We start from the raw sequence: 17,041 nt of genomic DNA on the forward strand, positions 1-17,041 counted from the left end.
CCGTCATTCCTTAATCAGTTGTGCAATCAATAGTGCAGAGCCGCACCTGCGTTTTTCTTCAGCAGCTCCTGGTACAGATCAGCGTAGGGTTCTACCGCTTTGTGCCAATCGAACGGAGCGGCCATGGCGCGGCAACGCATGGCGTTAAGCAGCAATGGGCTCTCGAAGACCTTGAACGCACGGGTCAGGGCTTCGCTGTAGCTCTCAACGGTGGATTCATCGAAGAGAAAACCGGTGCAGCCGTCCTCGATGGTGTCAGCCAGACCGCCGGTGCGGCGTGCAATCGGCAGCGAGCCGAAGCGCTGCGCGTACATCTGGCTCAAGCCGCAGGGCTCGTAGCGCGACGGCATCAGCAGAAAGTCACTGCCGGCGAACATGCGACGTGCGTCGGTTTCGTTGAAGCCCACCCGAACACTGACCTGGCCCGGGAAACGGGCGGCGAGTTCGCGCATGGCGTCTTCTTCTTCAGGCTCGCCGCGGCCGATGATCGCGATCTGCCCGCCGTTGTTGACGATGTGCTCGGCAACTCCGATGGTCAGGTCCAGTCCCTTTGGTAAACCAGACGGGAGACCACAGCGAACAGCGGGCCGGTGGACGGCTCCAGCTCGAACAGCTCGCGCACGTAGTCAGCGTTGATTTCCTTGCGGGTCCACTCGTTCGGAGCGAAGCGGCAGATCAAGTGCTCGTCGGTGGCAGCGTCCCAGCTCTCGTCGATGCCGTTGGGGATGCCGCTGAGCTGACCGCGATCGGCTTTGCTCTGCAGGAAACCTTCCAGGCCACAGCCAAAATCAGGGGTGGTGATTTCTTTGGCGTAGGTTGCGCTCACGGTCGTGATATGGCTGGAGTACGCCATGCCGGCCTTGATGAACGACAGCTGGCCGTAAAACTCCATGCCTTCCGGGCTCAGTGCCGAGTCGGGAATGCCCAGCTCACGGCTGGAAGCAATGCTCACAAAGCCCTGATACGCCAGGTTGTGAATGGTGAAAATCGACGGCGTGGTCTGCCCGCGCCACTTCATGTACGCCGGCGCGAGGCCCGCTGGCCAGTCGTGGGCGTGAACCAGCTCGGGGCACCATTGGGTCTTGACCGCGCCGGCTGCGAAGTCGGCAGCCGCCAGGCCCAGACGGGCGAAGCGAATGTGGTTGTCGGACCAGTCGCGCCCGTCATTGTCACCGTAGGGCGTGCCTTCACGCTCATACAACTCGGGACAGATCAGGACGTAGATGACCAGACCGTCTTTCATGTCCATCCGGCCGATCTTGCAGGGAGGCAGCGCGGCATGGCCGGGCAGCTCACTGATGATGTGGATCGGGTTGCCACTGTTGATGACCTGTGGATAGCCGGGAATCAGCACGCGTACATCGTGCAGGTGGCGCATGGCGCGCGGCAGTGCGGCAGACACGTCGCCCAGGCCGCCGGTTTTCACCAGATCGGCCATCTCTGAAGTCACGAACAGGATCTTCTTGCGGGTAACCGAAGAAATCACTGGTTGAACAGGAGGCAGTTGCAGCACAGGTGCGCTCGTCGTTGCGAAGACCGGCAGATGGGTCAGCTCGCTGGCCGGCTGATTAAAACTCTCTCCCTTCTGGGTTTTGACAGCGGCACTAATCATCGTTTTCTCCAGTTCGATATGCAGTGTTGGTACAGCACTTGGTTGTAAACGGCCATTCCCTATGGCCAGGCACACAAGACCTACGCAAGATCGATACCCATTTACCGACTGCACATTAAGGGACAAGGTGAAAGCGGACTCTGCTTCGATTTTTCTACAGCATAGTTGCTCTATTCACATGACCTCTGCGCCCACGCAGAAGTTTCGACTATTTTTGGGTGTCATCTCTGGCCTGCGGGGTTGCGCCGGGGTGCATCGTTGAATCCGAGGCACTGCATCGATCTGCAACGCCCTGAATGCGCCGTTGTGGAGCATGGGGTCTGGGCCTTTATTCAGGGGTGCCGCCGGTCGGATTGTTGGACAATGAACGGGCCAATGGTCTACTCCCGACCGGCCCCTGCGCTTTTATGGGTCGAGGAAAGAACAATCTGGCCGAGTTGCCTTTTCTCGGTGCGTGCAGGATAAATTCCTGCCCCATCAGAGACATTTCCTACTTCTGTATAAGGATATTTTTTCGGCCAGGGCGTTAGAATCGCCGCCACGCGGCACGTCGGCACACTGAGTCGAGCGCCTGTTGAGGTTTCACCAGCGGTAGAGGAAGTCAATGCAAGCCCCTGAGGTTCTGGTACTGCAAGCCAGCTACAGCAATTCGGTACACGCCCAAGCCATCGGATTCCTGCTCAATCACTACGCCGAAGATGCCATGGGAGGCGGACAGTCCCTGTCTGCTGATACGCGTCAGCAACTGGCGATTGAACTGGCCAAGCGCCCCCATGCGTTCAGCGTGCTGGCGTTCATCGCTGGCGAGCCGGTTGGGCTGGTCAACTGCTTCGAGGGGTTCTCGACCTTCGCTTGCCGGCCATTGGTCAACGTTCATGATGTCGTGGTGATCGCCTCGGCGCGCGGCCAGGGCATCAGCCAGAAGATGTTGGCAAAGGTCGAGGAAATCGCCCGTCAGCGCGGCTGCTGCAAAATCACTCTCGAAGTACTGGAAGGCAACGAAGCTGCCAAAGGCGCCTACCGCAAGCTCGGCTTCGCCGACTACCAGCTGGACCCGCAAATGGGCCGCGCGTTGTTCTGGCAGAAAACGCTCTAGCGAAGCGCTGTCAGTGGGACCGGCTTCAGCCGGGAAGAGGCCGTTTTGAACACCTTCAATTTTATGGTGTGACGCAATAAGCCTTCGCGGCTGAAGCCGGTCCCACTCAATACCCGCGGTGTTTCTGTTGTTGCCCAAGCAACACCTTCCAAACCATTTGTAACAGTTCTGTCCTGTAAGACGATTCCGGGAGCGCGATAGGATCGCCTCCCGTATTACTTTCAGGACTCACATGTCGCTCTCTCTGGAACCTCCCAGTCGCCGATTCCCTTCATACAGGGTTGCAGGTATTCACCTCTCTTTATCCCGTCTAAACAATATTTCTGTCTGGCTCGACCTGCCCTCCGGCACGTCGGGCCTTTTCGTGTCCGTCCCATTGACTGTGAAGGGGCGCTGACCCATGGAATGGATCGCTGATCCCACGGCCTGGCTTGGCCTGTTGACCCTGATCGTGCTCGAACTGGTGCTGGGCATCGACAATCTGGTGTTCATCGCCATCCTCGCCGACAAGTTGCCGCCCGAGCAGCGTGACCGCGCGCGTGTCCTGGGTCTGTCGCTGGCCTTGATCATGCGTCTGGGCCTGCTCGCGAGCATTTCGTGGATGGTCACGCTGACCGAGCCACTGTTCGAAATTTTCGAGAAGAGCTTCTCCGGACGCGACTTGATCATGCTGTTCGGCGGTGTGTTCCTGCTGTTCAAGGCGACCATGGAATTGCACGAGCGCCTCGAAGGCCACGTTACTCAGCGCGCCGGCAGCACGACCTACGCGCTGTTCTGGCCCATCGTCGCGCAAATCGTCGTACTCGACGCGGTGTTCTCCCTGGACGCCGTGATCACCGCCGTGGGCATGGTCGATGAGCTGTCGATCATGATGATCGCCGTGGTGTTCTCGATCGCCATCATGATCATCGCCAGCAAACCGCTGACCGCCTTCGTCAATGCCCATCCGACGGTGATCATGCTGTGCCTGGGCTTTCTGATGATGATCGGCTTCAGCCTGACCGCCGACGGACTGGGGTTCCATATTCCCAAGGGCTATCTGTACGCCGCCATCGGCTTCTCGATCCTCATCGAGGTGTTCAACCAGATCGCCCGTGCCCGCCGCAAACGCAGCGTGAAAGGTGACTTGCCACGCCGCGAGCGCACCGCCCATGCCGTGTTGCGCCTGTTGGGTGGGCGCAGGCCGAGCGCAGAGGAGGTCGGCGAGGAAATCGCCGACATGCTCGAGGGCGACAGCGACGAGGTGGTGTTCGACCGCCGTGAGCGCGTGATGATCAGCGGCGTCCTGCAATTGGCGCAGCGGCCCATTCGCGGCGTGATGACGGTGCGCAGCGACGTCGACGTAATCGATCTGGACGACACGCCGGACGGCATTCGCCAGCGACTGGTCAGCTCGTCGTACTCACGGCTGCCGCTGATCCGCGGCGGGCGCATCGACGAGCCGCTGGGCTTCGTGCACAAGAAGGAAATGCTCAACGCCTGGCTGTCCGGCGTCGAGCCGAACATCGAACACTTGGCCCGACCGACGCTCAACCTGCTTGAGAGCTTCTCGATCCTCAACGCCCTGGAACAGATGCGCGCGCAGTCCACGCACATTGCGTTCGTGATCAACGAATTCGGCGATTTCGCTGGCATCCTGACCATGACCGACATTCTCGAATCCATCGCCGGCGAACTGCCGGACGCCAGCGAGATCGAGGGGCCGGACTTGATCGAAGAAGGCGAGGGCGTGCTGGTCAATGCCGCCATGAACCTGAGTCATTTGCGCGAGCGCATCGGCTTCAAAGCGCGGGCGACGGATGACTATCAGACCCTGGCCGGACTGGTGGTGAGCCTGCTGGATCGATTGCCGGCAATCGGCGATGAGGTGCAGTGGCAGGGTTGGCACATGAAGGTCGTGCACGTGCAGGAGCGGCGGGTGACCCGCGTTCTCTTGCGCCAGACGCCTTCTTCATGATCGTCGCTGACGCATAAGCTTCCCGACACGAAAACAAAAAGGCCTGCATTGCGCAGGCCTTTTCGTTTGCAGCGAACGCTCATTCGCTTCAGTTACTTCTGCACCACCTCGGGCATGGCGCCGGGCTGGCTGGCCGCCTTCTCCATGTGGGCAAAATCACTCAGACCTTTCGGCGCGTAGGGGTCGCCGATCAAGCGGGGCCGTGCCTTGAAGTCCAGGCTGACCAGGCTTTTCGTGGTGTCGAGTTCATCAAAGCTCAAACCCGCCAGCTGCGCCCATGTATGGATCAGGTTTGAGCTGGTGTAAGGGCGGTCGTGGATGCTCTCGAAATTCCAGTCATGGGTCTGCTTCCACTTCGGCGAGGCGTAGGCAATGAAAGGCACAGTGTACATCGGGATGGTCGGCTTGTTCTCGTTGCGGCCCAGGGTGTTGCGGCCTGGCGAGTCATAGACGTCTTCGCCGTGATCCGAGAGGTACAGCAGGAAGCCGTTCGGGTCGGCCTTGCCGTACTCCTTGATCAGGCTGGACACCACGAAATCGTTGTACAGCACCGCGTTGTCGTAGCTGTTGTAGAACTCCAGCTTGCTGTCATCGATGTCCGCCGGCACGCCGTCACGTCCGCTGAATTTCGCGAAATCCTCCGGGAAACGGTACTGGTAGGCCATGTGCGTACCGAGCAAATGCACCACGATCAACTTGCGCGGCGCGGCGTCAGTCAGGGCCTTGGCGAACGGCGCCAGCACGTCGCCGTCGTACTGGCGGGCGTTCTGATTACGGTTGTTGTTCAGATAGACCTGCTCGTCAGCCTGCTCGGAGAAGGTGGTGAGCATGGTGTTGCGCTTGGTCATCGTCTGCTGATTGGTGATCCAGAAGGTCTTGTAGCCCGCCTGCTTCATGACGCTGACGATCGACGGCGTCTTCAGATAAAGGTCCGGATTCTCTTCGTCGGCGAAGGTTAATACCTGCTGCAGGGCCTCGATGGTGTAAGGCCGTGGCGTGATGACGTTGTTGAACACCTGCAGCTGATCCTTCATGGCGTCCAGGTTCGGTGTGGTCTGGCGCGGGTAGCCATAGAGGTGCATCCGGCCGCGGTTGGTCGACTCGCCGATCACCAGCACCAGAGTGGTCGGCAGGTTGGCCTGCTGGTCCTTGAGGTTTTTCAGCGGCGCGATGTTGTTGCTGCTGGTCAGCATGTCCTGCATGCCATCCAGTTGCTGGGTGTACCGGTGATAGGCAACGATCATCTGCCATGGCACCGCCGGCTCGATGCGTGATTCAAAGGCTTCCAGCGCGGTCGATGCTTCGTCGAACCGCGCGAATTGTTTGGCGAGCGGGTAGCCAATGATGCCGATCAACAGCGCCGCTGCAACGGCGTAGGCGCGCGGGCGCGGCATGTACACCGGACGCAGGCGTGTCCACAGGAAAATCGCAAAAGCGGTGTGGGCGATGAACGCCAGCACGATCCACCACGCGAAGTACTGGGTCATGTACTCGCCGGCTTCAGAAATGTTCGATTCGAACATGATGAAGATGACGCTCTGGGAAAACTCCTGCTGGTAAATGAAGAAGTAACCCAGGCTCGCCATGGAGCAGGCCCACAGAATCACGCCGATGACGGCGGCCATGACGCGGGTCTTGTGGGGAAACAGCAACATGGGTGCGAGCCAGATGCCGCTGATGACGAATGCCTGGCGGAAGCCGGCAAAACCGGTGATGCCGGTGAGCTGGATAAGCAGTTGGGTAATGCCGGAGAAGTACCAGAAAAACACAAACAGCCAGATCACGCCGGCCCAGTCGAACCCTTTCGGAGTCGCAGTGCTCCGTTTCATCGTTGCCATCAGGCGCTCCGCTACAGACTTTTTCAGGCGACGAAACATCGCCCGAATTCATTCAGGTGCCAGCAATTGGCCAGCAACCTATACGTTGAGGGTCGGGATTATGTTTTCAGGCGAGTGAAAATTTTGTCAGGGGAGAGTGGTGAAACGGGAAAAAGCTGCTACAAACGCGCACGACAGAGCGGGGCGGGGAACGTAACAGCGTGTGTCGGGTCCGACGAAGGTCGAAATGCGTGCCAGGCATGCGGCATTATAAGGACACGAGCAAGGACGCGAGCGGGATCGAACGATGCGCCGGCAAGCCTGCAAATCGGGCTTGCCTGGTAATGCGTGGCGAAGGAGCGTCGCGGGTCAGGCGTGCAGGGCCGTGCCGCTGCCGATGAGCTGGGCGTGTTGCAGCATCGAAGTCAGCTGGGCGACTTTGTTCTGCAATACGGCGCGTTCTTCCCTGAGCTGGCGCAGCTCGTCACGACGGATGGTGACGTAAAGGGTCTGTGGAGCATTGGCTGTCATTACTGTGCCCATTGCACACCTCGCAAATGGCGGGTTCAACTTCATAAGGTTCAAGCAAGGACGTCTGCTACTCGGCATGTCCTGCTCACTACCTCTATCGGCCGGGATTCTGATTTCTTTTGCGTAAAAAAGGAACTTTTTTATTTATGATTGTCGCGAACGTTTCTTGATCGCGAAAACCTGCTCCATAGGGCAGTCTTGCAGACCTCTGCGAACCTGCACATGAAACTTTTTTCACCGGGAAACCATAGTTTGCCTCCCCGGACTAACCCACTATGCGGCACTGGGCTATAAACTGAGGCACCTCTGAATTTGATTAAGGAGCACCTCTACATGCAACTCGGGATTGTTGGACTAGGCCGCATGGGCGGCAACATCGCACGTCGACTGATGCTCAATGGCCACACGACTGTGGTCTATGATCGCGATGAGAAGTCTCGCACCACGCTTGCCAACGAAGGTTCGACACCAGCCCACGACCTCGCCTCACTGGTCGCTGCCCTGGAAAAACCGCGAGCCGTCTGGGTGATGTTGCCTGCTGGCGCTCCAACCGAAGACACCATCAACGAGCTGGCGTCCTTGCTCGATGCCGACGACGTGATCATTGACGGCGGCAACACTTTCTACAAGGACGACGTCCGTCGCTCCCTCGCGTTGAAAGACAAAAATCTGCACTACGTCGATGTCGGCACCTCCGGCGGCGTCTGGGGTCTGGAGCGCGGCTACTGCATGATGATCGGCGGCGAAACCGACGTCGTCACGCGCCTCGACCCGATCTTCAAGACCCTGGCCCCGGGCATCGGCGACATCCCGCGCACCAAAGATCGTTCCAAAGACGCCGATCCGCGCGCCGAGCACGGTTATATCCACGCCGGCCCGCCGGGCGCCGGGCACTTCGTCAAGATGATTCACAACGGCATCGAGTACGGCATGATGCAGGCCTTCGCCGAAGGCTTCGACATCCTCAAGACCAAGAATTCGGACAACCTCCCGGCTGAACAGCGCTTTGACCTGAACCTGGGCGACATCGCCGAAGTCTGGCGTCGCGGCAGCGTGGTGTCCTCCTGGCTGCTGGACCTGACCGCCGATGCGCTGGCCACCGACCCACAGCTCAACGCCTATTCCGGCTCCGTGGCCGACAGCGGTGAAGGCCGCTGGACCATCGAAGCGGCCATGGAGCAGGCGGTACCGGTTCCGGTCTTGTCCACTTCGCTGTTCGCCCGCTTCCGCTCCCGTCAACAAAGCACGTACGGCGACAAAATGCTGTCCGCCATGCGTTTCGGATTTGGTGGTCATAAGGAACCAAAATAATGGGTCTGTCCCGCAGCAAGCAGAATGCTCCGGTCGCTCCGGCGACCACGCTGTTTCTCTTCGGCGCCCATGGTGATCTGGTCAAACGGCTGCTGATGCCGGCCCTCTACAACCTGTTTCGCGACGGGTTGGTGGGGAGGATCTGCACATTGTCGGCGTTGACCACAACACCGTCAGCGATGCCGATTTTGCCAAAAAGCTCGAGGATTTCATTCGCCAGGAGGCGGCCAGCAAGGTCGCCCAGGGCGGCGAAGAGCCTCTGGATCCGGCGCTGTGGGGCAGCCTCTCGAAGCGAATCACCTACATCACCGGTGATTTCCTCGACGACTCCACGTATGCCGACATCGACGCAAAGATCAAGAGCACGGGCACCCGCAACGCCGTGTTCTACCTCGCGACCGCGCCGCGCTTCTTCAGTGAAGTGACCCAGCGTCTGGGCTCCTCGGGGCTGATGGTCGAAGACGACGAGAGCTTCCGTCGCGTGGTGATCGAGAAGCCGTTCGGCCATGACCTGCCCAGCGCCGTGGCGCTGAACAACTGCTTGCTGAAAGTCATGAGCGAAAAGCAGATCTACCGGATCGACCATTACCTGGGCAAGGAAACGGTGCAGAACATTCTGGTCAGCCGGTTCTCCAACGGTCTGTTCGAGTCGTTCTGGAACAACCATTACATTGACCACGTGCAGATCACCGCGGCCGAAACCGTGGGCGTTGAAACCCGTGGCAGCTTTTATGAAACCACTGGCGCGCTGCGGGACATGGTGCCCAATCACCTGTTCCAGCTCCTGGCGATGGTGGCAATGGAGCCGCCTGCTGCTTTCGGCGCTGATGCCGTGCGCGGCGAGAAGGCCAAGGTGGTGGGTGCGATCCGGCCCTGGTCGGAAATGGAAGCGCTGGCCAACTCGGTGCGCGGTCAGTATTCCGAGAGCAGCATCGATGGCAAGGCCGTCACCGGCTACCGCCAGGAAGACCGTGTCGATCCCGAGAGCAACACCGAAACCTACGTCGCCCTCAAGGTGATGATCGACAACTGGCGCTGGATGGGCGTGCCATTCTACCTGCGCACCGGCAAGCGCATGAGCGTGCGCGACACCGAGATCGCCATCTGCTTCAAACCCGCGCCCTATGCGCAGTTCCGTGACACCGATGTCGACAGCGTTGCGCCCAATTTCCTAAAAATCCAGATCCAGCCTGACGAAGGCATGTGGTTTGATTTGCAGGCGAAGAAGCCCGGCCCGACCCTGGATATGCAGACCATCGAGCTGGGTTTTGCCTACAAGGACTTCTTCGAGATGCAGCCGTCGACCGGGTACGAAACCCTGATCTACGACTGCCTGACCGGCGACCAGACCCTGTTCCAGCGCGCCGATAACATCGAGAACGGCTGGCGTGCCGTGCAGCCATTCATCGATGCCTGGGCCAAGGATCCGCAAGTGGACCTCTACCACGCAGGCGAGGACGGGCCCTCGGAGGCCGATGAGTTGCTGGCCCGTGACGGTCGCACCTGGCAGCGTCTGGGATGAGTGAGGTCTCGCAACCCCTCATCCAGTTCATGTTGTCCGACATCGACGGCACGCTGCTGCATCCCGATCACAGCCTCAGTCAGGCCAATATCGACGCGGTGCGCAAGCTGCAGGAGGCCGGGATTCATTTCTCGGTCGCCAGCAGCCGTCCGCCTCGGGCCATGCGTCAACAGATCGAGGCCCTTGGCATCAAGCTGCCAACCGTGGCGTTCAACGGCGCCAACATCATCAATCCGGACGGCAGCCTGTTGAAGGCTCACCGTATCCCTGCCACCGCGGCGCGCACCAGTCTCGAGCTGTTCGCCAGCGAGGCGGTGGCGGTCTGGGTGTTTGCGGATGACCAGTGGCTGCTGCTCAATCCCGAAGGGGATTACGTGGAGCATGAGCGCAACACGCTGGGCTACGACTTCGTTCAGGTCGACAGTTTCGACGAGTACCTGGACCGCATCGACAAGATCGTCGCCGCGAGCAAGGACTTCGAGCTGCTCAAACGCCTTGAGGCCCAGCTCAACCCGCTGATTGCCAAGTCTGCACTGGCAGCGCGTTCGCAATCCTACTACCTGGACGTCACCGCGCTGGACGCTAACAAGGGCACAGCCCTTGAGACGCTGGCCGATGCGTTAGGCGTGCCGCTGTCCCACACGGCTGCAATCGGTGATGCGGGTAACGACGTGGCGATGTTCCTGCGCGCCGGGCTGTCGATCGCGATGGGGCAGGCCGAAGTCGGCGTCAAGACTCAGGCCAATTACGTCACCGACAGCAATGCCGATGACGGGTTGGCCAAGGCCATCGAGCGATACATCCTGCCTCGATAATCGGGGCAGCGATTGCGCTGCTACTCACGGGTACTGCCACTCGAGGGCGCGGCGGACAACAAGAATAAAGTGCTCACCAAGAGGGATAACCGCCCGATGGCTGTGTTGATTGAAGATTACGCGCTGCTCGGCAACTGTCGGACCGCAGCGCTGGTGGCCCGCGACGGGTCGCTGGACTGGCTGTGTTTCCCGCGCTTTGATGCGCCCGCCTGTTTCGCCGCGCTACTGGGCGACAGCAACAACGGGCGCTGGAAGCTGGCCCCGGTGGATGGCAGTGCGCAATCACGCCGCCGCTATCGGGATGGCACACTGATTCTCGAAACCCTCTTCACCACCGACACCGGACAGGCGCTGCTTATCGATTTCATGCCCATGGAAATCGACAGCAGCGTGGTCCGGATCGTCCTCGGCGTGGAAGGGCGTGTGGATTTTTCTATGGATCTGGCGATTCGCTTCGACTACGGCAGCACCGTGCCGTGGGTCGAGAAACGCGAGCCGCACACCATGACCGCTGTTGCCGGACCGGACATGCTGGTGCTGCGCACGCCCGCCGAACTGCACCCGATGGACCATCACACCGAGAGTTTCTTCAGTGTTGAAGCCGGCCAGCGACTGGGTTTCGCGCTGTCCTGGCAGGTCTCCCACGAGCCGGTCCGCGCTGGCTTCGATGTTGAGTCGGCGCTGCAACAGACCGGAAGGTTCTGGCGTGAATTTTCCGACCGCTGTCCCGATGTCGGTCCCTGGACGGATCAGGTCAAGCGCTCGCTGATCACCCTCAAAGCCATGACCTACGCGCCAACCGGCGGGATTGTCGCGGCGGTGACCACCTCGTTACCGGAGCAACTGGGCGGCGAACGCAACTGGGATTACCGCTTCTGCTGGCTGCGCGATGCGACCATGACCCTGCTGGCGTTCATGAACCTGGGCTACTTCGAAGAAGCGACCGCGTGGCGCAACTGGCTGCTGCGCTCCATCGCCGGCAACCCGGAGCAGGTGCAAATCATGTACGGCCTGGCGGGCGAGCGGCGCTTGCTGGAGTATGAGTTGCCCTGGCTGGCCGGTTACGAGCAATCGCGTCCCGTGCGGATCGGCAATGGCGCGGCCAGTCAGGTGCAGCTTGATGTGTACGGCGAAGTGGCCGACGCCATGACCCAGGCGCTCAAAAACGGTTTGCCGGCGTTGCCGCGCAGCACGGAAATCCAGAAAGTGATCATGCCGTTTCTGGAAAAGGTCTGGCACCAGCCGGACGCCGGCATCTGGGAAATCCGCTCGGCGCCACGGCATTTCACCCATTCCAAAGTCATGGCGTGGGTGTCGTTCGATCGTAATGCCGGTGTGCTGGCGCACAGCGAGAACCCTGAAGACCGCGAGCGGGGACGGCATTATCGGGCGGTCGCCGATGAGATCCACGCCGACGTCTGCGCCAACGGGTACGACGCCGCGCTGGGCAGCTTCGTGCAGACCTATGGCGGCCAGGAAATGGACGCCAGTCTCCTTCAGATCGCGCTGACCGGCTTCCTCCCCATCGACGACCCCCGCGTCACCGGCACCGTCACACGGATTGAACAGTCGCTGATGAAGGACGGCCTGCTGCTGCGCTACGACAGCGAACGCAGCACCGATGGCGTGTCGGGCAGCGAAGGGACCTTCCTGGTCTGTTCGTTCTGGCTGGCTGACGTCTACGTGCTGCAAGGCCGCGACGAAGAAGCCCAACTCCTCTTCGAACGCCTGTGCAGCCTGTGCAACGACGTAGGCCTCCTCGCCGAACAATACGACCCCCAGCAAAACCGCATGCTCGGCAACTTCCCCAGGCCTTCAGCCACATCGGCATCATCAACACGGCCCTGAATCTTCACCGCGTCGTCTGCCCCGTGAAGAGCCGCGCGGCCACACCCTCCTAGCGGAAACGGCATCAGCCGGGAAGTCGTCGGGTATCACACCGATGGATTGAGAGTGCCCGCACGGGCCTCTTCCCGGCTGAAGCCGGTCCTACCAAGAATTCGTGCAGCCAGCTGGATCGGCCTCAGCCTGAGATGGACGCGGAGCGTCCGAGGATGCATACCCACGCGGAGCGGGGCACGATTAACATCTTCACCGAGTCGTCTGCCCCGTCAAGAGCCGCGCGGCCACACCGTCATGGCGGAAACGGCATCAGCGGGGAAGGCGTCGGAATCACACCGCTGGATTGAGAGCGCCCACACCGGCCTCTTCCCGGCTAAAGCCGGTCCCACTAAAAAGCGACGCGGACATCCTGTAGGACCGGCTTCAGCCGGGAAGCTTTTGATCTGCTTTTGATCTTCGACCACAAAAGGCCCAAACACCGCCAATCGCGACTTGGGTGCAGGCCGAACGTAGACGACGCGCAGTGGGCCGAGCCGCATGGATGCGGCGAGAGCGCCGTCAGGACATGGATGTCCGTTCGGCGCGGGCCCACGGAGCGTCGTCGGAGTGAGGGTATTCCGACGAAGGAGGAACCTAACCAGGAGCAAGCACCCTTGGTTACTTGGGGTGCTTTTCCAAGTAACTCGCCGAAGGCGAAACAGTCTGCCCCCAGGCAGACGCCCTTGATCTTGATCTTAAGACCTAAGCCCCAATCACCGCGCCTTGCGAAAGGTAAAGTTAATCCGCTGCTCCCCCAACTGCGGATGCTCCGCCTGCCGAACCGGCATCACCCCATGAAAGCGCAACCTATCAACCCCGCCCCACACCACCACATCCCCATGAAACAACGGCACCCGCTCGGTCGGATCACTGCGCTGATGCCCGCCAAACAAAAACATCGCCGGCAACCCCAGCGACACCGACACCACCGGCCACTCCAAACCGCGTTCATCCTTATCCTGATGAAGCGACATCTTCGCCCCGGGAATGTAACGATTGATCAGGCACGCATCCGGCACAAAGGCCGCAAACCCCGCCTCTGAAGCGGCCGCCACCGCCAGCTCCAGAAACACGTCGGGCATCGCCGGCCATGGCTGACCTGTAAGAGGATCGATCGAAGAATATTGATAGCCACTGCGATCAGTGGTCCACCCGAACTCCCCGCAACTGCTCAACGCCACCGACATCGTGTAACCGCCGGGCGTGACCATGTTGCGGAACGGCGCCTGAGTCAGAACCGACTCTAGCGCAGGCAGTAAACGCTTGATGAAGGGCAGAGCGAAGCCACGGAACACGAACGACTCCGGCCCGATCTGCTCCCGTGAGGGCGCTTGCGGGGTATCCTCCGCGAACAGATCGAACGTCGCCGGTGTCGTGCCTTTGCGCTGCATCACCATGGGCTTCCCCGGTTCAGATTTCGCTTACAGGGCCTTGCTGACCTTCACATCGCTGATGATATCGGCGCTGTCACCGTGCATCTTCTGCAGGGCCGCCAACGCCTCATCGGCAGAAGGCGACTGCAACAGGGCGAATTCAAAACGACGCTCGCCGTTGAGCTTATAGCTGATGGCATATTTGATGACGGGGGCAGGGGTGCTCACATTTGACTCCTTGGAAACGCTGACCGGATGACCGCGAAAAAAACACGAAGCTTTCACGCCAGCCGGTGTTCAATGGCACATCAGCTCAGACGCGAGGACGAGCGGCGGACGATTTTGATCGAATGGGTGAAGGCAGTCTTGCGCCCGCCATGGCTGTCGAGTTTGCGGCCGGCGGTGTCGATGGTGATGTTCCAGAAGCCGGTGCTGGGCACCGCGATCTTGGCCGGGAAACGATCAAATGCGCCGCCGTGGTAGGTGTGACGGCCGCCGTTTTTGAAGCTGCGGAAGTTGGCATCACTCATCAGGCGTATGTTGCAAAGCTGGGAGCACTCGATGACGACCATGTCGTCTTCGTTGAGATGCTCGCGCTGGTGAACGAATTTCATGGGTGTCTCCGGAGACAGCGTTCTCGAAAACCCGAAACGATAGCACGGCGAGCCTGAGCATTGATCATCACGGCAGGTTTAATTAAGCAAGGACTCGCTTGATCAACGCGGCCTTGATAGCCAACTGGCAGTTAAAAAAGCTGACGCGCGGGATTTAATCCGGATCAGGCTTGTCGTAAGCACCTTTACTGGAGGGATTGTATGAAACTGGCGGTTGTTATTCTGGCACTGGCGATGACCGGTTGCGCCACAGTCACGGACATCGAACACACCCCGGCAACCATGAGCGTCATGTCCGGCAAGTCGCCGAAAGATTATGCCGCGTGCTTTGTCGGACGCATCTCTGACAGCCGCAAGCCGCCGCAGATCGAGCCCCACAAAGAGGGCTTGCGCATCATCGTTCCACAGAAGTTGCTGACCAGTGACCCTGCTGCCATCGTCGACATCGAGACCCGCTCCAGCGGCAGCTCTATCAAGCTGTTCGAGCGCTTGTCGAATAACCCGCTGCGGCCCAAAGACGTGCAGCACGCCGTGACGGCCTGTATCTCGGGCGAGTGATGCGGTGGCGGGGCGGATCAAGCGTGACGCGTTTCAACGGTTAGACGGGTGAGGCGTTATTTGCAGACCACCAGCACCGTGCGGTTTTTATAGTTGCCGACATCGACACCCAGGGTTTTGTCATCTTCCTTGGGTTGCGGCGTGCCGTTGGTGCTGACGATGTTGTAACCGGTGCCCGCGCAGGAGGCGTCAGCCTTTTCGTAGCAGGCGGCCCAGGACATGGCTTCGCCGGAGCAGTCGATGCTCAACGCCTGCTTGCCGTCTTTGAGGTAGGTGTTCTGCGCAGTCGCGCAGCCGGTCAGGGCCAGTACAGCAATGACGGATGAGATCTTGATCATGGTGGAATGCTTCGCAATGAGGGCCGGTGTGGGAATTGCTAGTCTGAGACTGAAAGGCTGTGCCATCGTTCCGGCATCACCGTAGATTTTTTGCAGGCCTCCTGCGGCCACATTCGAGGCCGAAGCCGCGCAAGAAAGGCCTCGGCCGCACTCCATTGCAGAGCGGGCCGGGGCCGCCTGATCAGTCCTTCTTGTCAGCCCGACGACGCGGGGCTGGCGTGTCCTCAAACACGGCGGCGACTTCAATGGCGCTGCTCTCGCTGGAGAACGGGCCTGCCACGGCTTCACCGTCGTGGCCTACCAGCCACCATTGGCCGTCCTGGAGCTTTTTGATCTGGTACCCGTTAACGCTTTTGACTTCAGACATCGACTCGTCTCGATAGATAATTCAGGCGCCCATGATAATCGGCAAATGCCAAAGGGCAATCGCACAATTTCCCACGGGCGATGGCGAACAGGGCTACGCTTGCGAAGGTCACCGAACGGCGGTTACGCGGCGCGGGATGCCCTCGTACGAAGGACAGCATGGAATTCCAATAATCAGTGGGTGAAGCGTGGCGAGAGATCGGGTTGCTGAGCGATTTGCGCAGCCATTTGCGGAACTATCCGCGTCAGCGTTCCTCTACCTAGGCAGCGAACGGCCAGTAGCGGCATTGTAAGGTTATCGCCGCCTCATTAGACTGCGCCGCAACACCCCCAGCTCATCAAGGATTTATATGATCAAGAAATGCTTGTTCCCTGCAGCCGGTTACGGCACTCGCTTTTTGCCAGCGACCAAGGCCATGCCCAAAGAGATGCTGGCAGTTGTCAACAAGCCGCTGATCCAATACGGCGTGGAAGAAGCACTGGCTGCGGGTTTGAACCAAATTTCCATCGTCACCGGCCGCGGCAAGCGCGCGCTGGAAGACCATTTCGATATCAGCTACGAGCTGGAGCACCAGATCAAGGGCACCGACAAGGAAAAGTACCTGGTCGGTATCCGCAGGCTGATCGACGAGTGCAGCTTTTCCTACACTCGCCAGACCGAAATGAAAGGTCTGGGTCACGCGATTCTGAGCGGTCGTCCGCTGATCGGTAACGAGGCATTTGCCGTGGTGTTGGCGGATGACTTGTGCGTAAACCTGGAAGGCGACGGCGTTCTGGCTCAGATGGTCAAACTGCACCAGCAGTACAAGTGCTCGATCGTTGCGATTCAGGAAGTCGACCCGAACGAGACCAACAAGTACGGCGTCATCGCTGGCGAAGAAATCAAGCCAGGCCTGTTCCGCGTCACTGACATGGTCGAGAAGCCGGCGCCTGACGTTGCTCCGTCCAACCTCGCCATCATCGGTCGTTACATCCTGACCCCGGACATTTTCGAGAAGATCGAAAACACCGAGCCCGGCAAAGGCGGCGAAATCCAGATCACCGACGCCCTGATGAAGCAAGCGGCTGAGGGCAACGTGCTGGCCTACAAATTCCAGGGCAAGCGCTTCGACTGCGGTGGCGCTGAAGGCTACGTTGAAGCCACCAACTTCTGCTTCGAGCACTTCTACAAGACCGGCAAATCGACGCAGTGATGCATCTGTATCGGTAGTCAGCGTTTAGCTGTGCTGTCAGACAAAGCCACCTTCGGG

General features: G+C 59.9%; 13 protein-coding genes and 3 pseudogenes. 8 read left to right on the plus strand and 8 right to left on the minus strand.

Annotation, left to right across the window (positions count from 1 at the left end):
- Window positions 1-26 precede the first annotated feature (26 nt).
- Window positions 27-1,612: pseudogene (gene glgA, locus JN403_RS15025) on the minus strand (glycogen synthase GlgA).
- A 604-nt stretch (window positions 1,613-2,216) separates the two neighbouring features.
- On the opposite strand from glgA, the gene JN403_RS15030 reads away from it, so the two are divergent.
- Both JN403_RS15030 and JN403_RS15035 read left to right on the plus strand, forming a co-directional pair.
- A complete protein-coding gene (locus JN403_RS15030) occupies window positions 2,217-2,708 on the plus strand; it encodes a GNAT family N-acetyltransferase (protein WP_205483011.1) in 492 nt (163 codons plus the stop codon).
- Between the two features lie 400 nt (window positions 2,709-3,108).
- Window positions 3,109-4,665 carry a TerC family protein gene (locus JN403_RS15035; RefSeq protein WP_205483012.1) on the plus strand — a complete coding sequence of 519 codons (1,557 nt, stop codon included), beginning with the start codon at window positions 3,109-3,111 and terminating at the stop codon, window positions 4,663-4,665.
- Between the two features lie 92 nt (window positions 4,666-4,757).
- Here the strand turns inward: JN403_RS15035 and JN403_RS15040 are convergent, their stop codons facing one another.
- Both JN403_RS15040 and JN403_RS15045 read right to left on the minus strand, forming a co-directional pair.
- Window positions 4,758-6,503, minus strand: a complete 1,746-nt coding sequence (locus JN403_RS15040; protein ID WP_205483014.1) for a phosphoethanolamine transferase CptA — start codon at window positions 6,501-6,503, stop codon at window positions 4,758-4,760.
- A gap of 348 nt (window positions 6,504-6,851) precedes the next feature.
- Window positions 6,852-7,025, minus strand: a complete 174-nt coding sequence (locus JN403_RS15045; protein WP_122624856.1) for a DUF6026 family protein — start codon at window positions 7,023-7,025, stop codon at window positions 6,852-6,854.
- 321 nt (window positions 7,026-7,346) lie between these two features.
- Between JN403_RS15045 and gnd the strand changes: the two genes are divergently transcribed.
- From gnd to JN403_RS15065, 4 genes and pseudogenes are all read left to right on the plus strand, one after another.
- Window positions 7,347-8,324: a phosphogluconate dehydrogenase (NAD(+)-dependent, decarboxylating) gene (gene gnd, locus JN403_RS15050; protein ID WP_205483016.1), complete on the plus strand. Its 978-nt coding sequence runs from the start codon at window positions 7,347-7,349 to the stop codon at window positions 8,322-8,324.
- Window positions 8,324-9,846 (plus strand): annotated as a pseudogene (gene zwf, locus JN403_RS15055) (glucose-6-phosphate dehydrogenase). The gene gnd and the pseudogene zwf overlap by 1 nt, the downstream one beginning before the upstream one ends.
- Window positions 9,843-10,661 carry an HAD family hydrolase gene (locus JN403_RS15060; protein WP_205483017.1) on the plus strand — a complete coding sequence of 273 codons (819 nt, stop codon included), beginning with the start codon at window positions 9,843-9,845 and terminating at the stop codon, window positions 10,659-10,661. Before zwf ends, JN403_RS15060 begins: the two are co-directional and overlap by 4 nt.
- 96 nt (window positions 10,662-10,757) lie before the next feature.
- Window positions 10,758-12,562 (plus strand): annotated as a pseudogene (locus JN403_RS15065) (glycoside hydrolase family 15 protein).
- Window positions 12,563-13,255: 693 nt separating this feature from the next.
- On the opposite strand, the gene alkB reads toward JN403_RS15065, so the two are convergent.
- The 3 genes from alkB to JN403_RS15080 form a co-directional block, all read right to left on the minus strand.
- On the minus strand, window positions 13,256-13,939 hold the full coding sequence (gene alkB, locus JN403_RS15070; RefSeq protein WP_205483018.1) for a DNA oxidative demethylase AlkB: 684 nt from the start codon (window positions 13,937-13,939) through the stop codon (window positions 13,256-13,258).
- Between the two features lie 24 nt (window positions 13,940-13,963).
- Window positions 13,964-14,143, minus strand: coding sequence for a hypothetical protein (locus tag JN403_RS15075; protein ID WP_205483019.1), 180 nt, complete (start codon window positions 14,141-14,143; stop codon window positions 13,964-13,966).
- Between the two features lie 80 nt (window positions 14,144-14,223).
- Window positions 14,224-14,529: a DUF1883 domain-containing protein gene (locus JN403_RS15080; RefSeq protein ID WP_037010615.1), complete on the minus strand. Its 306-nt coding sequence runs from the start codon at window positions 14,527-14,529 to the stop codon at window positions 14,224-14,226.
- A 201-nt stretch (window positions 14,530-14,730) separates the two neighbouring features.
- Here JN403_RS15080 and JN403_RS15085 point away from each other — a divergent pair, with 201 nt between their 5' ends.
- Window positions 14,731-15,087: a hypothetical protein gene (locus tag JN403_RS15085; RefSeq protein WP_122534636.1), complete on the plus strand. Its 357-nt coding sequence runs from the start codon at window positions 14,731-14,733 to the stop codon at window positions 15,085-15,087.
- 56 nt (window positions 15,088-15,143) lie between these two features.
- On the opposite strand, the gene JN403_RS15090 is transcribed toward JN403_RS15085, so the two are convergent.
- Window positions 15,144-15,425, minus strand: a complete 282-nt coding sequence (locus JN403_RS15090; RefSeq protein WP_122624852.1) for a hypothetical protein — start codon at window positions 15,423-15,425, stop codon at window positions 15,144-15,146.
- A gap of 181 nt (window positions 15,426-15,606) precedes the next feature.
- Window positions 15,607-15,792, minus strand: a complete 186-nt coding sequence (locus JN403_RS15095) for a hypothetical protein (protein WP_065987194.1) — start codon at window positions 15,790-15,792, stop codon at window positions 15,607-15,609.
- A 349-nt stretch (window positions 15,793-16,141) separates the two neighbouring features.
- On the opposite strand from JN403_RS15095, the gene galU reads away from it, so the two are divergent.
- Complete coding sequence (gene galU / locus JN403_RS15100; RefSeq protein WP_122534637.1) at window positions 16,142-16,984, plus strand: UTP--glucose-1-phosphate uridylyltransferase GalU; 843 nt, start codon at window positions 16,142-16,144, stop codon at window positions 16,982-16,984.
- Window positions 16,985-17,041 lie beyond the last annotated feature (57 nt).

This window comes from Pseudomonas sp. 15A4 (genome assembly GCF_016925575.1).
In the GTDB taxonomy this organism is placed as follows: domain Bacteria; phylum Pseudomonadota; class Gammaproteobacteria; order Pseudomonadales; family Pseudomonadaceae; genus Aquipseudomonas.